A 22,806-nucleotide genomic window follows, 5' to 3' on the forward strand; every position below is an offset into this window, starting at 1 on the left:
GTCCGCATGGTCTTCCTACGTTCCAACAGGGGAGCCCTTTTCATGCGTGTATTGAATCGCATCTTGAGCAGCATCGTTCTAGCCGCGAGTATCTGTTCGACGACATCGGCGCGCGCCGACGATCACATCACCATCCTGACAAGCTGGTATGCGCAGGCCGAGCACGGCGGCTTCTATCAGGCGCAGGCCACGGGCCTCTACAAGAAAGCCGGGCTCGACGTCACGATCAGGATGGGCGGCCCGCAGGTCAACGGTATGCAGTTGCTCGTCGGCGGCCAGGCTGATTTCATTCTCGGCTACGACTTCCAGGTGCTGTCGAGCGTCGAGGCGGGGATTCCGGTGACGACGGTCGCCGCCTCGTTCCAGTTCGACCCGCAAGGCATGCTCACGCACGACGACGTGAAGAGCCTCGCGGACCTCAAAGGCAAGACGATCCTCGTCGCGGGCTCGGGCCGCACGTCGTGGTGGCCCTGGCTCAAGGAGAAGTATGGCTATAGCGACGGTCAGACGCGTCCCTATACGTTCAACATCCAGCCGTTCTTCGCCGATGCGAACGTCGCGATGCAGGCGTATCCGTCATCCGAGACGTTCCAGGCCGAACGCGCGAACGTGAAAACGCACTTTTTCCTTTTTGCCGACGCCGGCTATCCGCCCTACAACACCACCATCGTCGGCATGAAGAAGACTCTTGCCGGGAAGCCCGATGTGGTCGCGCGCTTCGTGAAGGCGTCGATGGAAGGCTGGAAAAGCTATCTCGCCGATCCGGCGCCGGGCAACGCGCTCATCAAGAAGGACAATCCCGAGATGACCGATGCGCAGCTCGCGTTCGGCGTGGCGCAACTGAAGAAGCTGAAGCTCGTGACGGGCGGAGACGCCTCGACGCTCGGCATCGGCGCGATGACCGACACGCGCTGGAAGCAGACCTACGACTACATGGTCGGCGCGAAGCTGCTCAAAGCGAGCACCGACTATAAGAGCGCCTATACGCTGCAGTACATCCAGAACGCGAAGGTCATGCCCTGAGCGGCTTCACGGAATCAAGGAGTCCGATCATGCTGGTTACACGTCAGAAAGTTTTGCGCCGCTTCTGGTACGCGGTCATGCCGATCTCGCAACTCGACGCAGGTCCGCAGCCGTTCACGCTGCTTGACGAACCGATCGTCCTGTGGAAAGGCGCGGGCGGCAAGCCGCATGCGCTGCGCGACCGCTGTTGCCATCGCACGGCGAAGCTCTCGAAGGGATTCGTCGATGCCGATGGCAACATCGCCTGCGGCTATCACGGCTGGACCTACGACTGCAGCGGCAAGTGCGTACGCATTCCGCAAAACGCGGGCGGCGAGATTCCGTCGCGCGCGATCGTGCAGTCGTATCGCTGCGAGGAGCGCTACGGTTACGCGTGGGTTGCGCTCGACGATCCGCTGCAGCCTATTCCCGAATTTGCCGAGGAAACCGCACCGGGCTACCGGCGCATCCTGCAGTTCTACGAACAGTGGAATACGAGCCCGCTGCGCATGATGGAGAATTCGTTCGACAATTCGCACTTCAGCTTCGTGCACAAGTCGAACTTCGGTCTCTTCGACAATCCGAAGCCATCGAAGTACGAGTTCCGTCCGAACGAATGGGGCTTTGAGGCCGAGACGCGCGTGCCGATCCGTAACCCGCAAGCGAGCTTCCGCATCACGGGCACCACCGACGACATCACCGAGCGCCATCTGATGAACCGATGGTACTTGCCGTTCGCGCGGCGCTTCGGCTGCATGTATCCGGCAAGCGGTGTGCATCACATCATCTACAACTGCGCAACGCCGATCGACGACCGGACGATGATGCTCGTGCAATGGCTCTATCGCAACGACACCGAAGAGCAATGCTCGACCCAGGAGCTGATCGACTGGGACCGGCCGATCACCGATGAAGACCGCGAGATTCTCGAAGCCACCGACTACGACGCGTGCATCGACGTGCGCCGCCAGCAGGAATGCCACATGGCATCCGATCAGCCCGGACTGCTGATGCGCCGCATGCTGCTCGAGCTGCTCGAAAAGCACGGCGAGCGCGAAGTGTTCCGCATCGATACAGAGGAGGCATGAGGCCATGAGCGATGACAGCAAAGACACGGCCCTCGCCGTCCAGCGTGTCGACAAGGTCTATCCGAACGGCACGATCGCACTGGACGATGTACGCCTCACCATCGGCGCGGGAGAATTCGTCTCGCTGCTCGGACCGTCGGGTTGTGGCAAGAGCACGCTGCTCAAGATGTTCGCGGGCATCGAGACGCCCACGCACGGTCACATGCGGTGGTGGGGCCAGCCGTTCAGCGTCGTCGGATCGGTCGGACGGCGCATGTCGATGGTGTTCCAGGAAGCCACGCTGATGCCCTGGGCGTCGATTGCCGACAACGTGCGCCTGCCGCTCGACCTCGCGCACGTACCGCGACGCGAAGCCGACGCGCGTGTCGCCACGGCGCTCGCGAACGTCGGTCTTGGCGGCTTCGGCACAGCGCGTCCGCGCGAGCTGTCGGGCGGGATGCAGATGCGTGCGTCGCTGGCACGGGCGCTCGTCACGGAACCCGACCTGCTGCTGCTCGACGAGCCATTCGGGGCGCTCGACGAATTCACGCGCAACAAGCTCGATGCCGATCTTCGCGCGCTCTGGAGGAAGCGCGGCATGACCGTGGTGTTCGTCACGCACAGCGTCTACGAGGCGGTGTATCTGTCGGGACGCGTGGTTGTGATGCAGGCGCGTCCAGGGCGCATCATCGCCGACGTGCCGATCGGCGGGCCGGCCGAACGCGACGAAGCGTATCGCGTGTCGGCACCCTTCATACAACATTGCAAGACGCTGTCGGACCTGATCACCGACGCGCATCTGGCATCGAGTGAAGACAGGCAGGTCGATACCGAAGGAGCGCAATCATGAGTAGTCAGACGCTTGCAACGAAGCCTGCGATGCAGCCGACAGCCGCGCGCCGGCGTAGCCCGCCGCTGTTACAGCGGCCCGGCGTAGCGAAGGCGATGGCGCCCTGTGTCGTCGGCATATTGATGCTGCTGGTCTGGGAAGGCTGGTGCGCGCTCTTCAAAGTGCCGGTGTATCTCGTGCCCGCGCCGCATGACATCGCGCTGCAATTGGTCGCCGATGGCCCGATGCTCGTCATGAGTCTTCTCGCGACGCTCAAGATCACGCTGCTCGCCTTCGCACTCGCAACAATCCTGGGCGTGGCGGTCGCATTGCTCTTCGCGCAGAGTCCGCTGATAGAGGCGAGCTTATTCCCTTATGCAATCTTGCTGCAGGTCACGCCAGTCGTCGCGATTGCGCCGCTCATCATCATCTGGGTGAAGGACACGACGTTCGCGCTCGTGATCTGCGCGACGCTCGTCGCGTTGTTCCCCATCATCTCGAACACCGCACTCGGCTTGCGCAGCGTCAACCCGGGCCTTGTCAGCCTGTTTCGCATCAATCGCGCGACACGCTGGCAGACGCTTGTGCGTCTGCGCATCCCGAGCGCGCTGCCGTATTTCTTCGGCGGCTTGCGGATTTCGAGCGGACTTTCGCTGATCGGTGCGGTCGTCGCGGAGTTCGTCGCGGGAACCGGCGGCAGCGGTTCGGGTCTGGCTTATCAGATTCTGCAGGCGGGATTCCAGTTGAACATTCCGCGCCTTTTTGCGGCGCTCTTTCTGATCACGCTCACGGGCGTGGTGCTGTTCGGCATCACCGTGTGGGCCGCGCGCATCGGCTTGCGCGGCTGGCACGAAAGCGAACTCTGAGACCATCGATATGAGCATACTGATTCGCAATGCAGCGGCCATCGTGACCGGCGGCAACGGCAGCGCCGAAGAACCCGCGCGCGCGGACGGACCGGACATCCGCATCGAAGGCGAGGCGATCGCAGCGATTGGCAGGCTCGCGCCGCGCGAGGGCGAGACGATCGTCGATGCCTCCGATTGCGTGGTCTATCCGGCGTGGGTCAACACGCATCATCATCTTTTCCAGTCGCTGCTCAAGGGCGATCCTGCGGGACTCAACGCCTCCCTCACACCGTGGCTCGCCGCGACGCCGTATCGCTTTCGCGTACTCTTCGATGAGAAGCGCTTCCGCCTCGCTGCCCGCATCGGGTTGATCGAACTGATGCGCTCGGGTTGCACGACGGTCGCGGACCACAACTACCTGTACTACCCGGGCATGCCGTTCGACAGTTCGGCGATCCTCTTCGACGAAGCGGACAAGCTCGGCCTGCGCTTCGTGCTGCTGCGCGGCGGCGCGACGCGCACGCGCCAGCTCGAAGCCGAGTTGCCGACCGCGCTTCGGCCCGAGTCGCTCGATGCCTATCTCGCCGATATCGAGCGGCTGGCGTCGACTTATCACGATGCCTCACCGCGCGCGATGCGTCGTGTCGCGATGGCGCCGACCACCGTGTTCTATTCGATTTCGCCGCACGAGATGCGCGAGACGGCCAGCGTCGCGCGCAGGCTCGGCTTGAGGATGCACAGTCACCTATCGGAGACGGTTGGCTATCAGGACAGCGCGAAGGCGATGCATGGCGCGACGCCGGTCGAGTTCTGCGGCGAATACGACTGGCTCGGCGACGACGTCTGGTTCGCGCATCTCGTCAAGCTCGACGCACACGAGATCGCGCTGCTCGCCGAGACTGGGACCGGGGTCGCGCATTGTCCGCAATCGAACGGGCGGCTCGGCAGCGGCATCGCGCCGGTGCGCCAGATGGCGGACGCGGGCGTGCGAGTGTCGATCGGCGTCGATGGCGCGGCGTCCAACGAAGCCGCCGACATGATCTCCGAGGTCCACATGGCGTGGCTCGCGCAGCGCGCGCGGCGCGGCATGGCGGCGCAACCTGTCTATCGGGGCGGCACGTTCGAAGGCGGCGCCGACGCTGCTTCGGTGGAAGAAGTCGTGCACTGGGGGACGGCGGGTGGCGCGCGCGTGCTTGGACTCGAAGGCGTCGGGCGGATCGCGCCGGGCTACTCCGCCGATATCGCCGTGTACCGGCTCGACGATCCCCGCTACTTCGGTCTGCACGATCCAGCGATCGGACCGGTGGTGTCGGGCGGACGGCCGACGGTCGCGGCACTATTCTCGGCGGGGCGCTGCGTGGTGAAGGACGATGCCGTGGCGAATGTCGATCTCGGCGAGCTGCGACGGCAAGCGCTGGCCGAGGTCAGCGGGATACTGGCAGAAGTGGCGTAACGGCGGCTTTGCCCGCTGGTGCATCTCCGGTGGCGCAGTCAGGCCTGCTACGGCGGCCCTCGACTGACATACTGCCTAAAGGAACAATTTTGCGCGCCAACTGCGGTGGGAAAATTGTTCCTGAATGCGCCCGAGCCCACGGCCCCCCCTCAGCGCAAACAATCCCCAACGCCAACACGACACGCGCGCATGCCGCAGAAATATTTCGAAGTTTGGCACCAACTCCGCTCAAGCACCCAGAAACCAGGCCGACAACCATCATAACGGCCCGCTCTGTGGCCGTTGCGCTCAACAAAACATTACGGTTCAGATTCAGATACTGCTCAGAGGTCATTTGTGAAGCTTACGAGTTCGATCGCCTTCAAGTTCAGCGCTGTGGCCGGTGCTGCACTCGCGGTTGCGGTTCTTCTTCTCACCACGGTCGGCGCGCGCAATGTGCGGCAGCAGGCTGTCGACCAGTTCGAGCGATCCAGCCATGAGCGCATTCTTCAGGCCGATGAATCGCTCGACACCAATTTCCGCGAGGTCGAGCAAAACATCAGCTACCTGGTGCAGACAACGCAACTAAGAGCGGCTGACGAGAGCATCACCGATTATCTGAGCCACGGCGGGCAGATGACGCCGGATGCTAACGGCGAAACTGAAAAAACCATTTTCGCCCTGCTCAAGCAGTTCGGCGACAGTCACCCGAACATGCGATACCTCGATATCGGTACGCGCTGGGGCGGCTACGTCCAGTGGCCAATCGAGAGCATGAATGGCGATCACTACGATCCTCGCGTGAGGCCGTGGTATCAGTTAGCGTTGACGGCGCCCGATCGCGTCGTGCGCCCTGCTCCCTATCTGAGCGCAGCGGGTTCGGGCGGTGCGATCATTTCGTTTGCTCGTGTCGTGAAAGACAGCAAGGGAGAAATCCTCGGCGTGCTCGAGGGCGACATCTCGCTTGCTGACTTCGCTCGACTGACCAGCGGTATCAAGTTCGGCAAGACGGGTTACCTGCTCGTCGCGGACAACAACGGAAAGATCCTGATCGACCCCAGGGCCAAGGAACACGAGTTCAAGGATCTGAAAAGCCTTGGCGGCGGCTACGCGCAACTGGCCGCGTCGTCCGATGGGCTGACCACTGTGCAGATGGACGGCGTTTCATACGAATCCTTCGTCTATACGTCGCCGAAGAACGGCTGGAAATACTTCGCCCTGGTGCCAGGGCCGGAAATGATGGCGGCCGCCAACAAGCTGACTTTGACGCTGATCGCGACGGGTCTTCTCGTGCTGGCCGCAGGACTTGGCATGACGATCCTGCTCGGGCGGAAGATGACCGGTCCGATCCGCAGCCTCGCCAGCTCGATGCATGAGATCGCGGCCGGCGACGGTGACCTGACCCGGCGGCTGCCGCTCGATAGCGAAGATGAAGTTGGACTTCTCGCGCGTCAGTTCAATGCGTTTGTCGCGAAGCTCCACGGCGTGATGCAGAAGTTCGTGAGCAGCAGCGGCCATCTCGAACTCGCGGCGGGCGAAGTATCGTCAGGCAATCTGGACCTGTCATCGCGGACTGAGCAGCAGGCGGCTTCGCTGCAGCAGACGGCTGCGAGTATGGAGGAGCTTGCCGGAACGGTACGCGGTACGGCCGAACAGGCGAAGAGCGCCAATAGCGTGGCGAGCGGCGCAGTAGAGACAGCGCATCGCGGGAATGAAGCGGTTTTGAAGGCCGCGAACACGATGAACGCCGCGGTCGAGCAATCCAGCAAGATTGTAGGGATCGTCGGCATGATAGAAGGCATCGCATTCCAGACGAACATCCTCGCTTTGAACGCAGCGGTTGAGTCCGCCCGTGCGGGCGAAAGCGGACGCGGCTTTGCCGTCGTCGCCGCCGAAGTTCGCAACCTTGCCCAACGCTCAACGACCGCAGCCAAAGAGATCAAGGGACTGCTGGAGTCATCGGTCGTGAATGTCGAGGCGGGTGCCGAACAGGTCAACCTCGCCGGAAAGACCATTGCCGAGTTGGCCACCGCTATTTCGCATGTCGCGACGATCACGGGCGAGATTGCCACGTCGGCTCGCGAACAGAGCCGCGCGATCGATGAAGTGAATCAGGCAGTCGCCTTGATGGACCAATCGACCCAGCAGAATGCCGCACTTGTCGAGGAAATAGCCGCGGCTTCGGATTCGCTCAAGTCGCAGGGCCACGAGCTCAATTCCACCGTCCGCTTTTTCAAGCTGTAGGGCTGGCGGCACTGCCTCGACCTATCGGTCCGGGCTTCTATCGTATCGACGAAGGGTGACGTGCAAGCGCTGTCACCTCGATCGACATGTACGGAAATAGCGGTAGGCCAGAAAGAATCTCGTGTAGCTCGTCGTGCGAGTCGACGTCGAAGATACTGTAGTTCGCATACTGTCCGACGACCCGGTGCAATTGCTGCCATTTCCCCTGTCGCTGTAATTCTTGCGAATATTCCTTTTCGCGGGCCTTGATCTCATTGGCCTGAACGACCGGCATATCTTGCGGCAGGTGTACATCCATTCTTGCGAGATACAGCATGTTCTCCTCCTTGCGCGACGCCCTTCTCCATTGCTGGCGATTGCGTCATAAAGAATGTGGAACGGCCCGGTGTGCTCAGGCCTGTTTATCACGGCGGTAAAAAGCGAGCTTTTCTTCATCGATCTGAAGTCCGAGCCCCGGCCCTTCAGGAAGATGCAAGTCGAAGTCGTGATACCGGGGGCGAGCCGTCACCACGTCATCCTTTAGCAGGAGTGGCCCAAAAAGCTCAGTACCCCATGACAATTGCGGAAGTGCACTGAATCCGTGCGCGGAAGCAATCGAGCCGATGCTGCCTTCGAGCATGGTGCCGCCGTATAGCGCCACGCCGGCGGCGTCGGCGACGGCAGCGGTCCGCATCATCGCGTAGATACCGCCGGACTTCGCAATCTTCAGCGCGAAAACGTCAGCGCACGAGCCACGTACAAGATCGAGAGCGTCTTCGGGACCTGTAACGCCCTCGTCCGCCATGATCGGCACGATGAAGCGAGCAGCGAGGCGGGCAAGCGCGCCGCGTTGCTCGCGCGGCGTGGGTTGCTCGATAAGGTCGATGCCGGCCGCTTCCAGCGCGGCAATTCCCAGCGCAGCATCGATTTCGTTCCATGCCTGATTCACGTCCACGGTGATTCTTGCGCGGTCCCCGAGGGCGGCCTTGATTTTGGACACGTGCGCTACGTCGTCGCGAACGCTACGCCGTCCAATCTTCAGCTTGAACGTATCGTGCCGACGTTCGGCAAGAAGCATTTCGGCTTCTTCGATGTCGCGATGGGTATCGCCGCTCGCGAGCGTCCAAAGCACCGGAAGCGTCTTGCGAACAGATCCGCCTAGCAGTGCCGACAGCGGCACACCAAGACGTTTGCCCTGTGCGTCCAGCAGCGCCGTTTCAATGCCGGACTTGGCGAACCGGTTGCCGCGGGCCGCCTTGTTCAGCTTGAGCATGACGCCGTTGATGTTCGTCGCGTCTTGTCCCACCAACACTGGCGCCAGATATGTGTCGATGGTCAGTTTGATGCCTTCGGGACTTTCTTCGCCGTAAGAGAGACCGCCGATAGTGGTCGCCTCCCCTATGCCCTCGATGTCGTCGCTCGCGCGAAGGCGGATGATGACCATGGTTTGTTGCTGCATCGTCGCCATGGAGAGCTGATGCGCGCGAATGGTTGGAAGGTCAACCAGAATCGCTTCGACAGAGGTGATTTGGGGATTCATACCTGGGATGACGAGGTGGATGGGTTGCAGAAGTATTGCGCGCGCAATCTTCCCCTGTCCAAGACCATCGACGTCTAGTGCCATACCCGCGAGGTATGACAGGCTTACCGACCCCCGTCCGTGCGGGCGACGGATGCCACCTGCTCTTCCTCGTACAGCCGATAAATCAGATCGAGCATCTCGCTGATGTCGCGCGACTCGTCCATCGCACGCACACTCATGATGATTGGCGACACCAGAGTCGGGTCGTCCAGTTCCTTGTAGCTCACGTCGTCGCGCTTCAAACCATAGACGCTGCTCGGGACAATGGAAATCCCCTCGCCTGCGGCGACTAGCCCCAACGCAATCTGTATTTCGCGGACTTCATAGATCTTTCGGGGCTTCAATCCGCGATCCTGGAAAGCAGCGAGGACCTGGTCCGCGTAGCTCGGACGGGGCGTTTTCGGGTAGATGATGAGCGTTTCGTTTACGAGGTCGCGCAAGGCCGACACAGGCCTGGAAATCGAAAGCGGGTGGCCGAGAGGGAACGCGACAATCATCTTCTCTTCTCGCAGAACCACTCGCCTTATGTTCGGATCTTCTAGCCGGATGCGGCCAAAGCCGATGTCGATGCGGCCGTCCTTGAGCGCCCTGATCTGGTCGGTAGTCGACATTTCGTGAAGGCTGAGTTCGACGGTCGGGTTTTCGTCGCGAAAGCGACGGATTATTTTTGGCAGCAACCCGTAGAGCGTGGATGCGACAAAGCCGACGGACATGCTGCGCTCGATGTTGCCGACTCTGCGCGTCATCGATTCGAGTTCTGAAGTCTGTGCCAGCAATTGCACCGCGTGGCCGTAAAAGAACTTACCTGTCTCCGTCAGTTTCAGCGGGCGCGAGTTTCTTTCGAAGAGTTGCACGCCCAACGTCTCTTCCAGTTGCTGTATCTGCCGACTGAGCGGGGGCTGGGCGATGTGAAGCCGTTGCGCGGCACGCGTGAAGTTCCGCTCCTCGGCAACCGCCACGAAGTACCGGAGGTGTCGTAGCTCCATTTAATACCTCTCAGATATAGCCCGATACTAAATCGGTGTTGGACCGGTCGGTTTGGCCTCAACTATCCTGCATTCATACCGAGTTTCACAACCCGATTATACCTTCTGAGCATACTTGAACTGCGCAGAAACAAGGGTTAACCCCATCGAAAAATAGAGAGTCAGGAGCAGACAATGAACGCCAAAGTGTTTGAAACGAACGAAGTGCAGAACCTTCTCGCGGCCGCCGCCAACCTTGGTCGCGAGGACGGCAATGCCCGCGCCAAGGAGATCACCCATCGCCTGTTGAGCGACCTGTTCAAGGCTATCGACGACCTCGACATGACCCCCGATGAAATCTGGGCGGGCGTGACCTACTTCAATAAGCTCGGACAAGACGGCGAAGCGGCGCTTCTGGCTGCAGGTCTTGGGCTGGAAAAGTATCTCGACATTCGCATGGATGCGCAGGACCTCGAGGCAGACATCCATGGCGGCACGCCGCGAACCATTGAAGGACCGTTGTATGTCGCCGGCGCGCCGGTTCGCGACGGTGTGTCGAAAATCGATATCAATCCCGACGAAGACGCCGGCCCGCTCATCATTCATGGCACCGTGACCGGACCTGATCGCAAGCCCGTGGCGGGCGCGGTGGTCGAGTGCTGGCATGCCAACTCGAAGGGCTTCTATTCGCACTTCGACCCGACCGGTGCACAAAGCGAGTTCAACCTTCGCGGCGCAGTGCGAACCGGTGCCGACGGTAAATACGAATTCCGCACACTCATGCCGGTTGGCTACGGCTGCCCGCCGCACGGCGCGACCCAGCAACTGCTGAACATGCTTGCTCGACACGGTAATCGTCCGGCGCATGTGCACTTCTTCGTCACCAGCGATAAAACACGCAAGCTGACGACGCAAATCAACATCGAAGGCGACCCGCTGATCTGGGACGACTTCGCCTATGCGACCCGCGAGGAACTCGTACCTCACGTGGTCGAGAAGACCGGCGGCACTGCGTTGGGTCTCAAGGCGGATGCGTACAAAGAGATCCAGTTCGACATTGCGCTGAGCCCATTGATCGAGGGTAAGGACACTCAGTTGGTCAATCGCCCGAGGGCGTCAGCCGCGGTTTAACCGCTCGACACGGCGGCTTTCTGACCGACTCGCCGCCTGATTCTCCACATAAATCACTGAACCGATGCAAGGGCTCCGCCATGGAGCCCGCATAGGGAGAGCAAACATGTCTGCAATTATCGACAAGGCGTTGAAGCTGGAAGACCTGCTGAGTAACGCAGTGCAAGACGACAAAGAAAACGGTGTTTTCCGCTGCCGCCGTGACATCTTCACCAACGCCGATTTGTACGAACTCGAGATGAAGCACATCTTCGAGAGCAACTGGGTTTATCTCGCACACGAAAGCCAGATTCCTGATAACAACGACTACTACACCACGTCGATTGGTCGTCAGCCGATCGTCATTACCCGTGACAAGGCCGGCGAATTGCACGCGGTCATCAATGCTTGCGCGCACAAAGGTGCAATGCTGTGTCGCCGCAAGCACGGCAACAAGAGCAGTTTCACCTGCCCTTTTCACGGTTGGACTTTCTCGAATGCGGGGAAGCTTCTGAAAGTGAAGGATGAGAAGACCACCGAATATCCAGTGCAATTCAACAAGCAAGGTTCTCACGACCTGAAGAAGGTTGCGCGCTTCGAGAGCTATCGCGGCTTTCTGTTCGGCAGTCTTAATTCCGACGTGATGCCGCTTGAGGATTACCTCGGCGAGACGAAGGTCATCATCGATCAGATCGTTGCGCAAGCACCCGACGGCCTGGAGGTGTTGCGCGGAAACTCCTCGTATATCTACGACGGCAACTGGAAGATGCAGATGGAAAACGGTTGCGACGGTTATCACGTCAGCACCGTCCACTGGAACTATGCCGCGACGATGGGCCGGCGCAAAGAAGAAGGCACCAAGGCAGTGGATGCGAACAGTTGGAGCAAGTCGATTGCCGGCGTGTACGGCTTCGAGCATGGTCATATCCTGCTGTGGACGAATACGATGAACCCGGAAGTGAGACCGGTTTATCGGCACCGCGACGAAATCACGGCGCGTGTGGGCGAAGACAAGGGCAAATTCGTCATCAACCAGACTCGCAATCTGTGCCTTTATCCCAATGTCTTTCTGATGGATCAGTTCAGCACGCAGATTCGTGTGGTTCGTCCGATTAGCGTAGACCGGACCGAAGTCAGCATCTTCTGTTTCGCCCCCAAGGGCGAGAGTGCCGAAGACCGCGCGACCCGCATTCGCCAATACGAAGATTTCTTCAACGTATCTGGCATGGGGACCAGCGACGACCTCGAAGAATTTCGCGCGTGCCAATCCGGTTACGCCGGTTCAACGACGATGTGGAACGACCTCTCGCGCGGTGCTCCGCTGTGGATTCACGGACCCGACGAAAACGCCAAAAGCATGGGCTTGAATCCGCTCATCTCCGGAGAGCGGAGCGAAGACGAGGGCCTCTTTGTCGTTCAGCACGAGTACTGGCTGCAGGTCATGCGCGAAGCGTTGCGAAAAGAACGGGCGGAGGCGACGGTATGAGCTTCGACTATCAAAAAGTATGTCGCGCGCTCTATCAGGAAGCCCGTTTCCTGGATGACCGTCAATGGGATGAGTGGCTCGCCTGCTACACCGAGGACGTCACTTACTGGATGCCGGCGTGGGACGACGATGACAGGCTGACAGAAGACCCGCAGACGCAGATTTCGTTGATGTACTACCCGGATCGCGGCGGCCTCGAAGACCGAGTGTTCCGCATCAAGACCGAACGTAGCGGTGCTTCGATGCCGGAACCGCGCACGAGCCATAACGTGACCAATGTGGAAGTGCTGGCTGAACGTGATAACGAGGTGGACCTTCGGTACAACTTCAACACGCTCATTCATCGCTACAGGATTACCGACCAGTTCTTCGGCACGATGTACGTCACCTTGCGCAAGGTCGACGACCGCCTGCTGATTGCCAGCAAGAAGATTGCACTGAAGAACGACTATATCCGACAGGTACTCGACGTCTATCACGTTTGATGCGACCGGTCGAATAGAGACAAGGAAGTAGGAGACAACATGTCCAGCTACAACATTGCACTGAACTTCGAAGACGGAGTAACCCGCTTCGTCGAATGCAAGGCCGGCGAGAAAGTTCTCGACGCCGCCTTTCGCGCCAGAATCAACTTGCCGATGGACTGTTCTGACGGCGTATGCGGTACCTGCAAATGCCGGGCGGAGAGTGGCCGCTACGATATGGGCGACGACTATATAGAAGACGCGTTGACCGACGACGAGAAGCAAAGCGGTCTCGTCCTCACATGTCAGATGGTTCCGGAAAGCGATTGTGTCATTGCCGTCCCCGCGTCGTCGACGGCCTGCAAGACTGAGCAGAGCAAGTTCGCCGCGACGGTCACAAAGGTCGAAAAGCACAACGACGCAGCCGTCGTGCTTGAGATGGATGTTGACGGCGCTCCGCCCGTTTTTCTTGCCGGTCAGTACGTCAACATCGATATACCCGGCAGCGGCCAGCATCGCTCCTACTCGTTCTCCTCGTTGCCCGGCGAATCGAAAATCTGCTTTTTGATCAAGAAGATTTCCGGCGGCGTCATGAGCACATGGCTCGAATCGGCCCAGCCGGGCAACAAGGTTCAGTTGACTGGACCGATGGGCACCTTCTATTTGCGTGTAGTCGAACGGCCCTTGTTGTTCCTCGCCGGAGGTACTGGGCTGGCCCCATTCCTGTCGATGCTGGAAGTGTTGGCCCGCGTGAACTCCCAGCAGAAGGTGCACCTCATCTACGGTGTGACGCGAGACCTCGACCTGGTTCTGGTCGAAGACATTCAGGCATACACGTTGAGGCTTCCGAATTTCACGTTCAGCACCGTTGTGGCCGCAACCGAATCCGTGCACCCGCGCAAGGGCTGGGTGACACAGCACATGCCCGCAGAATGTTTGAACGACGGAGATGTCGACGTGTACCTGTGCGGCCCGCCGCCGATGGTGGACGCCGTACGCCAATACTTCGACGAAAACGGCGTAGAGCCAGCCAGCTTTCACTACGAAAAATTTACCCCCAACGCTGCCCCGGTGGACGCATGAACGCGCAACGGTTCGAAGGCAAGGTAGTGGTGGTCACGGGAGCGGCGCAGGGAATCGGGCGTGGCGTTGCTCTGCGTGCAGCATCGGAGGGTGCGCAAGTACTGCTTGTGGACCGCGCTGAGTTTGTTCACGATGTCGCCGCCGAGGCGATCGGCGCCGAGACAGCCGGCTTCGTCGCCGACCTCGAGACATACGAAGGTGCGGCTTCGGCAATGGCTTTTGCCGCGCAAAAGTTCGGCCGGATCGACATCCTGGTGAATGGTGTCGGCGGCGCCATTCGCATGCGGCCTTTCGCGGAGTTCGAACCGGCCCAGATTGATGCTGAAATCCGCCGTTCCCTGATGCCAACCCTCTACGCGTGCCACGCTGTTCTGCCTCAGATGCTAACGCAAGGCCGTGGAACGATCGTCAACGTCTCATCGAATGCAACGCGAGGCATTCGCCGCGTTCCCTACTCGGCTGCCAAGGGCGGCGTCAATGCCCTCACGCAGTCGCTCGCGATGGAATACGGCGAATGCAACATCCGCGTGGTTGCTGCCGCACCTGGCGGGACAGAGGCCCCTCCGCGACGCGTGCCTCGCAACGAAGCCGGAGATAACGAAGCGGAGAGGACCTGGATGAACGAAGCCGTGAAGCAGGTGGCCGAGTCCACCTTCTTCAAGCGCTATGGAACGCTTGAAGAACAGGTCGCGCCGATTCTCTTTCTTGCATCCGACGAAGCTGGCTACATCACGGGCGCCGTGTTGCCGGTTGCCGGCGGCGACAACGGCTAGCGCCAACTCAGTCTGGAGACGCAGCAATGAAGGAACGCAAAGCCGTTGTGCCCGCCGGAATGGAGGCGGTGTACGAAAGAATCCGCTACGCCCCCGCGGTCAAGGTCGGGAACACCATATACGTGTCCGGACAGGTGGGTCGCGATGAGAAGATGCAACTCGTCGAAGGTCGCGAAGCGCAGACAGTTCAAGCGTTCGAGAACCTGAAGAAAGTACTCGAGGCTGCAGGCGCTTCGCTGAGCGACGTGGTGGATCTCACCACGTTTCACACCGATATGCGCGACTTACCTTTATTCCTGGAGATACGCGACCGCTATCTCACGACGCATCCAATGCCCGCATGGACGGCCGTCGGCGCGCACATGCTCGGGGGCACGGCCGGCTATATCGTCGAAATCAAGGCCGTCGCCGTCCTGCCCGATTAACCGTGGAGAGACCAACTTCAGAGGAGACCGAGGGGCAGGGTCTGGTGAAAGTGGCCGGCGAGCAACGTGCCATGTTGCCGCAATACTGGCTGGTCGAGCGGACGACGCGGCAGGATTGGGGACTGTGTTCGAGCAAAACATCTGCATTCGATGTCGACACCACCGCACCCACGCTTTTCCAATTCCACTTCGCGGCAGCAAAGCGTGAATGATGCGAAATACCCAATACGCAACAGTCCTTCTTTTCAGTGACGAATTTGCGGGCCGCCTCGGGAAAGCACCGAGCGCGTTTTTTCAGAAATGGTTTGACGGCGTTATTGGCTCGTATATCCTGACTTATAGGCGGTCGCCGTTCGCGCGTCGCGAGACACTCGCTTGTGTTTTGCGATGCAGCGAAATCGCTTCACGGTGGTTCTAGGCGATCATCCCAACGTCCTGTTTCTTTAAACGCCCCGTGCGGATGAGCAGGCCGTTCAATACTTTCAACGTTGCCAGTCGAGTGTAATCGTGAGAGTCCGTGGCCCTTTGGTGAAATGGAACCGCAGCCAGGCGAGTTGTCCTCGCGCTGACGGCGCCATCGCCGACGGCAGCAGCGGCAGCCTTGCGTTCCGCCGCTTCGTCTCCGTCTTCACAATCCTTTCGCGTCGTTCAGTTCGACGTCACAACTCTATCTCCGCCCGCGCCTTCATTGCCGTGCGTACGGACGAAGTCGCCTCGCTGTTGCCCTAGCGCCTCCCTCTTTTTCGCCGTTGGATTCGTTCGTCTGCGTGGGCGCGTTTGCTCAAACCGCGCGTTTGCGCATATGCGGTGCTCAATGCCGTCCATGTGTTTTGCACGTGTCGGCCCGGATATGCACCGCACCGGCCCCTATCGAACGGCAAACCTGATCGTCACGCGCGGCGCGTTTCGTTGACGACGACCGACTGCCCTACTCCGGCGGCTTGACGCATAGCGTCCGGCTGAGGACTGGTGCCGCGCCGACATTCACGGTGCGCACGCTGCGTTTCGCATCTGCTGCGTCACGCGGTTGAATACACACGTCAATTCGTTATGCGAAATAAACCGTTGATTGGCATTACCGCCGATAGAACGACGACAGGACATCATCCTTCGCATGTGGTTGGTGAGAAATACATCGCGGCAATCGTCGACGGGTCGCAGGCGCTCGCATTGCTGGTGCCTGCGCTGGGCGAGCGTCAGTCCACGGAAGATGTACTGGCCGCTGTCGACGGTCTGTTTTTCACCGGCAGTTATTCGAATCTTGAGCCGCACCGTTACGGCGGCAAGCCTTGTGCGCCTGACACGCTGCGCGATGCAGCCCGCGATGCGACGACGTTGCCGCTGATGCGCGCCGCGATTGCGACGGACGTGCCAGTGCTCGCCGTATGCCGTGGCTTGCAGGAAATGAACGTGGTGTTCGGCGGGACGTTGCATCAAAGCGTTCATGCGGTCGCGGGCTTTAGCGACCATCGCGAGAACAAGGAGGATCGCCTCGACCTGCAATACGCGCCGTCTCACACGGTCTTGCTGACGCATGGTGGCTTGTTGCAGCGTCTCGCGGACGGTGCAAACGAAGTGCGCGTGAACTCGTTGCATGACCAGGGTATCGAGCAGCTGGGCATGGGTCTCGTGGTCGAAGCCACTGCGCCGGACGGACTGATCGAAGCGGTGAGCGTGAGCGGTGCACGCGCTTTCGCGCTGGGCGTTCAGTGGCACCCGGAGTGGAAGCATGCGAGCGACCTCCTCTCCACTGCGATCTTTCGTGCGTTCGGCAATGCGTGCCGCGAACGCATGCGTGCCAAACGAGAGAACTGGCTATGAAACTCAGCTTGCCGACGCCAGGCAGGCTTGCGCGATAGCGCAACACACAGAGAGAAAATCATGCATGACATCGACGAATTTCTAAAGAAGAATCACGTCACTGAAATCGAAGCGATCATTCCGGATATGGCGGGCATTGCTCGCGGCAAGATCATTCCGCGCAGCAAGTTCGAGTCAGGCGAATCCATGCGCTTGCCGCAGGCCGTGATGATCCAGACCGTCACCGGAGACTATCCGGACGGCGGCACGCTCACGGGCGTCACCGACCCCGACATGGTATGCGTGCCTGACTCCAGCACGATACGAATGATTCCATGGGCCGTCGATCCGACCGCTCAGGTGATTCACGATTGCGTTCACTTCGACGGCACGCCTGTCGCCATCTCGCCCCGCCGCGTGCTGCGCCGTGTGCTCGAACTGTACAAGGCGAAGGGCTGGAAGCCGGTCATTGCACCCGAGCTGGAGTTCTATCTGGTCGATATGAACAAGGACCCCGACCTGCCGCTGCAGCCGCCCATTGGCCGCACCGGGCGCGCCGAGACCGGACGTCAGGCGTACTCGATAGAAGCGGTCAACGAATTCGACCCGCTTTTCGAAGACATCTACGAGTATTGCGACGTTCAGGAACTGGAAGTCGACACGCTGATTCATGAGGTGGGCGCCGCGCAGATGGAGATCAACTTCATGCATGGCGACCCGCTCAAACTCGCGGACAGTGTGTTCCTCTTCAAGCGCACGGTGCGCGAAGCGGCATTGCGGCACAAGATGTACGCCACTTTCATGGCCAAGCCGATGGAAGGCGAACCTGGCTCGGCCATGCATATGCATCAAAGCCTCGTCGACGGGGAAACCGGCCACAATCTTTTTACCGGCGCCGACGGCAAGCCCACGTCGCTTTTCACCAGCTACATAGCGGGCTTGCAAAAATACACGCCCGCGTTGATGCCGATCTTTGCCCCATACATCAATTCATATCGGCGTCTCTCGCGCTTCATGGCCGCGCCGATAAACGTCGCCTGGGGCTACGACAATCGCACGGTGGGCTTTCGCATTCCGCATTCGGGGCCGGCTGCGCGCCGCATTGAAAACCGGATTCCCGGCGTGGACTGCAACCCGTACCTCGCAATAGCGGCGACGCTTGCGGCCGGTTATCTCGGCATGACACAAAAGCTCGACGCTACCGAGCCGCTGCTGAGCGACGGATATGAGTTGCCCTACCAGCTACCGCGCAACCTCGAAGAAGGCCTGACATTAATGGGCGCCTGCGAGCCCATTGCCGAGGTACTCGGCGACAAGTTCGTGCAGGCGTACCTTGCGCTAAAAGAGACCGAATACGAAGCGTTCTTTCGCGTGATCAGTTCATGGGAACGCCGGCATCTGCTATTGCACGTGTGAATCAAACGCGAGCCCGAACCCGAGCCCGAACGCAAACGCAGACGCAAACGCAAACGCAGACGTGAGAAAAACCGGAGGCAGTATGAGCTACAGAACAGAAGAAATCGCCTACGTGCAACCTGCCGAACCTGCCGCAGACGCACGCACCGCGCAGCAACGCACCACCGCGGAGTACCGTGCGCTGGATGCCGCGCACCACATTCATCCGTTCTCCGACATGGGTGCGCTCAATCGCAGCGGCAGCCGCGTGATCGTGAAAGCCCACGGCGTGTACTTGTGGGATTCGGAGGGTAACAAGATCATCGACGGCATGGCGGGCCTGTGGTGCGTTAATGTCGGTTATGGCCGCAAGGAACTGGCCAATGCGGCGTACAGGCAAATGGAAGAACTGCCCTACTACAACACGTTCTTCAAAACCACTCACCCGCCGGTAATCGAGTTGTCGGCGTTGCTCGCGGAACTCGCGCCGGAGCCGTTCAATCACTTCTTCTACTGCAATAGTGGGTCGGAAGCCAACGATACGGTGCTGCGTATCGTTCATCGATATTGGGCGACGCAGGGCAAGCACTCGAAAAAGGTCGTGATTTCGCGCAGGAACGGCTACCACGGCTCGACGATCGCAGGCGGTACGCTTGGCGGCATGGGCTACATGCACGAGCAGATGCCGTCGAAAGTCGAGAACATCGTGCATATCGATCAACCTTATTTTTTCGGCGAAGCAAATAGCAGTCAGACACCGGAAGAGTTCGCGCTTGCCCGGGCGCAACAACTCGAAATGAAGATCCTTGAAATAGGCGCGCACAACGTGGCTGCATTTATCGGCGAGCCTTTCCAGGGGGCGGGCGGCGTCATCTTGCCGGCGTCGACATACTGGCCGGAAATTGAGCGCATCTGCCGCAAGTACGACGTCCTGCTAGTCGCGGACGAAGTGATTGGTGGTTTTGGCCGTACCGGCGAATGGTTCGCTCATCAACATTTCGGTTTCCAGCCCGATCTGATCACAATGGCGAAAGGGCTGACGAGCGGTTATGTACCGATGGGCGCGGTCGGCCTGAACGACCGCATTGCCAAAGCGATTATCGAGAACGGCGAGTTCAATCATGGGCTGACATCCTCGGGCCATCCGGTGGCCGCCGCCGTTGCGGTAGCAAATCTCAAACTGCTGCGCGACGAAAAAATTGTCGAGCGCGTCAAAACCGATACGGGACCCTACTTCCAGAAGAAACTGCGCGACACCTTCGCGCGCCATCCGATTGTCGGTGAGATTGCCGGTGCCGGACTGGTGGCGGGATTGCAGCTTGCGGAAGAGCCCGCATCGCGCAAACGCTTTGCTAATGGCGGTGATGTGGGCGGCGTTTGCCGGGACTTCTGCTTCAACGGCAATCTGATCATGCGCGCGAGTGGGGACCGTATGCTGCTGTCGCCGCCTCTCGTCATCAGCAAACAGGAGATCGACGAGCTTGTTTCGAAGGCGAAGAACGCGATCGACGCGACTGCAACGCAACTCGGCGTCTCTTGACACGAGTCTTACCTGTATGCAACTGGAGGCAACCCGCGCCGCGATTAACAGCAACATGAAGCATCGGTTTTTCCGAACCATAACTTCGCTATTAACAGGTTTATCCGGCTTGAGTATTACTGCAGACTGGGTTCACTTCAACACGACATCGCCTTCAAAGGACCCCATCATGCGAACCTATCCGCGTAACAGCCCCCAGGCAGCAGCACGTATCGTCGCGCTGGCCCTCACTTCGGACGGCCACGTATGCAGTTCGGAAGAACGCGTGCTGGAAAAGCTGGACATCGCGGGCGAACTCGGTCTCGCGCCGGCCCAGTTCGCCCACATCGTGCAGACGCTCTGCGAGGACCGCTCGATTGCGCAGATATCGTCCGCGCCTCCAATGGGCCGCCTGGACGCGGCCATGCTGACAACGCTCATCGACGAAATCGACGATCCCGTCTTGCGCCGTAAGATCATTCGTCTATGTGTTGCGGTAACGGTCGCGGACGACTATCTCGCCGATGGCGAAATTGCGCTGCTCGCTGCGGTCTTCAACGCTTGGGGACACGACCTGAAACCGGCCGTGGGCCGCGCGGGGCTTAAGTGGTCCGCGTCGCGCGCTTATGGACGCGCAGTGGCCACCACCTGAGAAGCCAGCGCATGATGCTGGCCGCGGCGCGAGCGGATGGCGTGGATCTCATCGATCACTCCGTCCGCGCGGCCGAGCCAGCGCAGGCCGCGCAGTAGCGACAAATCTTCCGCACCCAGTTCAGCGAGCGGAAATACGCCTAGGCCGCGCGCGGCGAACACCGCCATCAGCGCGCTGTCCTCGAATTCGCCGACGACGCGCGGCCGGATGCCCTGAGAGTCAAACCAGCGGTCTAGCCGCCCACGCAATGCGCCGTGGTGCGTCGGCAGGAGCACTGGCAAGTCGGCCAGGCACTGCGGAAACCCAGCGCGCGCCGATTTGCGCGCGATATCAGCCGGACCGTACCAGTCCACCGGCGAACCGGCGAGCCGCTGGCTCACCACACGCAGATCAGAATTATGCGGCGCCGGTTGACATGCGAGCACGAGATCGAGCCGGTGCAGTGCGAGTTCGGATAACAACTGCGCGTGCTCCCCTTCATGACACAAGAGCCGGAGCGACGGCGTGCCGAGCACCGGAGCGAGCAGCGCGTGCGCCGCCAGCTTCGAAATACCGTCGGACAGACCGACCGCCAACCGGGCGACGCCCTCGCCGCCCGCCTCGCGCATGTCATCGAGCAACGCCTCACCGAGCTGAAAGATCTGCTCGGCGCGACTAAACGCGCTCTCGCCGGCTTCTGTCATCACGACGCCTCGGCCAGCGGGCTTGAGCAACTGGCGCCCGATGGACTTCTCGAGTTCACGCACCTGCGCGCTGATGGTCTGAACGGCCATATCGAGCCGCTCTGCCGCGCGCGCAAAGCCGCCCTCTTTCACGACGATCCAGAAATAGTACAAGTGACGGTAGTTGAGCATGTAGGTGGTCCGCGACGATGAACTTCTGAAAAACCGATCTATCGCTCAGATTAACACTGGTTTATCCGATCACCGAGTGCGGCGATCATGATCGTTATTCCACCGTCATCCATTCATATGCGGACGTACACCATGGACACCCTGCTCACACTCGCTGCCGACCCTGCCGCGTGGGTTGCGCTCCTCACGCTGGTCGTGATGGAGATCGTGCTCGGCATCGACAACCTCATCTTCATTTCGATCCTCAGCAACAAGCTGCCCGAGGCGCAGCGCGCACGCACGCAGCGCCTTGGCATCATGCTCGCGCTAGGGCTGCGACTCGGGCTACTCGGTACGGTTGCCTGGATCGCGCAGTTGACCGCGCCCGCCATTACCCTGCTCGGCCACGCGTTCTCGTGGCGCGATCTTATTCTGCTCGGCGGCGGTCTCTTTCTCGTGTGGAAGGCAACGCGTGAAATGCACCACCACGTGGTTCACGCGGAAGAGGAACGCAGCAGCGCGGGCAGCACTGTCCAGTTGACCGTCGCTGGCGCAATCGGCCAGATTCTGGTGCTAGATATCGTGTTTTCGGTAGACAGCATCATCACGGCTGTCGGCATGACCGAGCATTTGCCGATCATGTTTCTAGCGGTCATTAGCGCCGTTATGGCGATGCTGTTCGCTGCTCGTCCGCTGTCGCAGTTTATCGAGCGCAATCCGACCATTGTGACGCTCGCATTGAGCTTCCTGCTCGTAATCGGCATGACGCTGATTGCTGAGGGCTTTGGAACGCATGTGCCGAAGGCCTACATCTATGTGGCGATGGCGTTCTCCGCGTTCGTCGAGGCGGTGAACATGCTGGTGCGCCGCGCGAAAACCAGGCGCGCAATCGGTACCGTTGAATAACCGGACCGGCGTTTTCCCGCCCGATCAAGTAGCGTGTCCGATCGGGCACCCGGCGTCTTTGTACTTGTACTATAAGGAGCGACACCATGAAATGCCCTGCTTGCAAGACAACTGATCTGCTCATGACCGAGCGTCGCTCGATCGAGGTCGACTATTGCCCCAACTGCCGCGGCGTGTGGCTGGATCGCGGCGAGCTCGACAAGCTGATCGCGCAAGACACCGCGGAGACCGGCCTGCGCAGTGGGGCGAGCGCAAGCCGCCATGACCACCGGGAGCATGACCGCGCTTACGACAGTGACCGCCGGTACGACGATCATCGCTCGGGTTATCGAACGCAAAAGAAGAAGCGTTCGATTTTCGACGTGTTCGATTTCGACTAAGCGTTCACCAGGTTCTTGCGAGCATGGCTCCG

At 60.2% G+C, this 22,806-nt stretch carries 24 protein-coding genes; 20 read left to right on the forward strand and 4 right to left on the reverse strand.

The window, feature by feature from the left end:
- The first annotated feature begins 42 nt into the window (after positions 1-42).
- The 6 genes from SB753_RS10840 (at position 43) to SB753_RS10865 (ending at position 7,422) form a co-directional block, all read left to right on the forward strand.
- Entirely contained in the window at positions 43-1,023 is a 981-nt protein-coding gene (locus tag SB753_RS10840) for an ABC transporter substrate-binding protein (RefSeq protein WP_408171473.1), read from the forward strand.
- 29 nt (positions 1,024-1,052) lie between these two features.
- The gene (locus tag SB753_RS10845) at positions 1,053-2,090 is read left to right on the forward strand and encodes an aromatic ring-hydroxylating oxygenase subunit alpha (protein ID WP_020066083.1); all 1,038 of its coding nucleotides are present in this window, start codon (positions 1,053-1,055) and stop codon (positions 2,088-2,090) included.
- A gap of 4 nt (positions 2,091-2,094) precedes the next feature.
- The gene (locus tag SB753_RS10850) at positions 2,095-2,919 is read left to right on the forward strand and encodes an ABC transporter ATP-binding protein (RefSeq protein WP_410800166.1); all 825 of its coding nucleotides are present in this window, start codon (positions 2,095-2,097) and stop codon (positions 2,917-2,919) included.
- A gap of 29 nt (positions 2,920-2,948) precedes the next feature.
- The gene (locus SB753_RS10855) at positions 2,949-3,764 is read left to right on the forward strand and encodes an ABC transporter permease (RefSeq protein ID WP_410800296.1); all 816 of its coding nucleotides are present in this window, start codon (positions 2,949-2,951) and stop codon (positions 3,762-3,764) included.
- A gap of 10 nt (positions 3,765-3,774) precedes the next feature.
- Complete coding sequence (locus SB753_RS10860) at positions 3,775-5,199, forward strand: amidohydrolase family protein (protein WP_410800167.1); 1,425 nt, start codon at positions 3,775-3,777, stop codon at positions 5,197-5,199.
- 336 nt (positions 5,200-5,535) lie between these two features.
- Positions 5,536-7,422, forward strand: coding sequence for a methyl-accepting chemotaxis protein (locus SB753_RS10865; RefSeq protein ID WP_410800168.1), 1,887 nt, complete (start codon positions 5,536-5,538; stop codon positions 7,420-7,422).
- 37 nt (positions 7,423-7,459) lie between these two features.
- On the opposite strand, the gene catC is transcribed toward SB753_RS10865, so the two are convergent.
- From catC to SB753_RS10880, 3 genes are all read right to left on the reverse strand, one after another.
- Entirely contained in the window at positions 7,460-7,738 is a 279-nt protein-coding gene (gene catC, locus SB753_RS10870; protein ID WP_087754610.1) for a muconolactone Delta-isomerase, read from the reverse strand.
- Between the two features lie 75 nt (positions 7,739-7,813).
- A complete protein-coding gene (locus SB753_RS10875) occupies positions 7,814-8,941 on the reverse strand; it encodes a muconate/chloromuconate family cycloisomerase (RefSeq protein WP_410800297.1) in 1,128 nt (375 codons plus the stop codon).
- A gap of 104 nt (positions 8,942-9,045) precedes the next feature.
- Positions 9,046-9,969, reverse strand: coding sequence for a LysR family transcriptional regulator (locus SB753_RS10880; RefSeq protein ID WP_027804322.1), 924 nt, complete (start codon positions 9,967-9,969; stop codon positions 9,046-9,048).
- Between the two features lie 174 nt (positions 9,970-10,143).
- Here SB753_RS10880 and catA point away from each other — a divergent pair, with 174 nt between their 5' ends.
- The 12 genes from catA to SB753_RS10940 all read left to right on the forward strand — a co-directional run bounded on the left by catA (position 10,144) and on the right by SB753_RS10940 (position 20,655).
- Entirely contained in the window at positions 10,144-11,079 is a 936-nt protein-coding gene (catA, locus tag SB753_RS10885) for a catechol 1,2-dioxygenase (protein ID WP_410800169.1), read from the forward strand.
- A 106-nt stretch (positions 11,080-11,185) separates the two neighbouring features.
- On the forward strand, positions 11,186-12,544 hold the full coding sequence (locus SB753_RS10890; protein WP_410800170.1) for a Rieske 2Fe-2S domain-containing protein: 1,359 nt from the start codon (positions 11,186-11,188) through the stop codon (positions 12,542-12,544).
- On the forward strand, positions 12,541-13,029 hold the full coding sequence (benB, locus tag SB753_RS10895; RefSeq protein ID WP_088174421.1) for a benzoate 1,2-dioxygenase small subunit: 489 nt from the start codon (positions 12,541-12,543) through the stop codon (positions 13,027-13,029). The genes SB753_RS10890 and benB overlap by 4 nt, the downstream gene beginning before the upstream one ends.
- Positions 13,030-13,068: 39 nt before the next feature.
- Entirely contained in the window at positions 13,069-14,091 is a 1,023-nt protein-coding gene (benC, locus tag SB753_RS10900) for a benzoate 1,2-dioxygenase electron transfer component BenC (RefSeq protein WP_410800171.1), read from the forward strand.
- Entirely contained in the window at positions 14,088-14,864 is a 777-nt protein-coding gene (gene benD / locus SB753_RS10905) for a benzoate diol dehydrogenase BenD (protein ID WP_410800172.1), read from the forward strand. Before benC ends, benD begins: the two co-directional genes overlap by 4 nt.
- A 26-nt stretch (positions 14,865-14,890) precedes the next feature.
- On the forward strand, positions 14,891-15,289 hold the full coding sequence (locus SB753_RS10910) for a RidA family protein (protein ID WP_020066097.1): 399 nt from the start codon (positions 14,891-14,893) through the stop codon (positions 15,287-15,289).
- Between the two features lie 2 nt (positions 15,290-15,291).
- Positions 15,292-15,501 carry a hypothetical protein gene (locus SB753_RS10915; protein ID WP_392393269.1) on the forward strand — a complete coding sequence of 70 codons (210 nt, stop codon included), beginning with the start codon at positions 15,292-15,294 and terminating at the stop codon, positions 15,499-15,501.
- A gap of 295 nt (positions 15,502-15,796) precedes the next feature.
- Positions 15,797-16,018 carry a hypothetical protein gene (locus tag SB753_RS10920; RefSeq protein WP_370687565.1) on the forward strand — a complete coding sequence of 74 codons (222 nt, stop codon included), beginning with the start codon at positions 15,797-15,799 and terminating at the stop codon, positions 16,016-16,018.
- 321 nt (positions 16,019-16,339) lie between these two features.
- Positions 16,340-17,110, forward strand: coding sequence for a gamma-glutamyl-gamma-aminobutyrate hydrolase family protein (locus SB753_RS10925; protein WP_410800173.1), 771 nt, complete (start codon positions 16,340-16,342; stop codon positions 17,108-17,110).
- A gap of 60 nt (positions 17,111-17,170) precedes the next feature.
- Complete coding sequence (locus SB753_RS10930; RefSeq protein WP_088174416.1) at positions 17,171-18,505, forward strand: glutamine synthetase family protein; 1,335 nt, start codon at positions 17,171-17,173, stop codon at positions 18,503-18,505.
- Positions 18,506-18,587: 82 nt separating this feature from the next.
- Positions 18,588-20,024, forward strand: coding sequence for an aspartate aminotransferase family protein (locus SB753_RS10935; RefSeq protein ID WP_410800174.1), 1,437 nt, complete (start codon positions 18,588-18,590; stop codon positions 20,022-20,024).
- Between the two features lie 169 nt (positions 20,025-20,193).
- Positions 20,194-20,655: a TerB family tellurite resistance protein gene (locus tag SB753_RS10940; RefSeq protein ID WP_410800175.1), complete on the forward strand. Its 462-nt coding sequence runs from the start codon at positions 20,194-20,196 to the stop codon at positions 20,653-20,655.
- Here SB753_RS10940 and SB753_RS10945 read toward each other — a convergent pair.
- Complete coding sequence (locus SB753_RS10945; RefSeq protein WP_410800176.1) at positions 20,628-21,509, reverse strand: LysR family transcriptional regulator; 882 nt, start codon at positions 21,507-21,509, stop codon at positions 20,628-20,630. The genes SB753_RS10940 and SB753_RS10945 overlap by 28 nt on opposite strands.
- Before the next feature lie 132 nt (positions 21,510-21,641).
- Between SB753_RS10945 and SB753_RS10950 the strand changes: the two genes are divergently transcribed.
- The gene (locus SB753_RS10950) at positions 21,642-22,394 is read left to right on the forward strand and encodes a TerC family protein (protein ID WP_027804323.1); all 753 of its coding nucleotides are present in this window, start codon (positions 21,642-21,644) and stop codon (positions 22,392-22,394) included.
- An 86-nt stretch (positions 22,395-22,480) separates the two neighbouring features.
- Positions 22,481-22,774, forward strand: coding sequence for a zf-TFIIB domain-containing protein (locus SB753_RS10955; RefSeq protein WP_410800177.1), 294 nt, complete (start codon positions 22,481-22,483; stop codon positions 22,772-22,774).
- Positions 22,775-22,806: the final 32 nt, after the last annotated feature.

The sequence above is a fragment of the Paraburkholderia sp. SIMBA_053 genome, from assembly GCF_046534895.1.
GTDB lineage: Bacteria > Pseudomonadota > Gammaproteobacteria > Burkholderiales > Burkholderiaceae > Paraburkholderia > Paraburkholderia caledonica.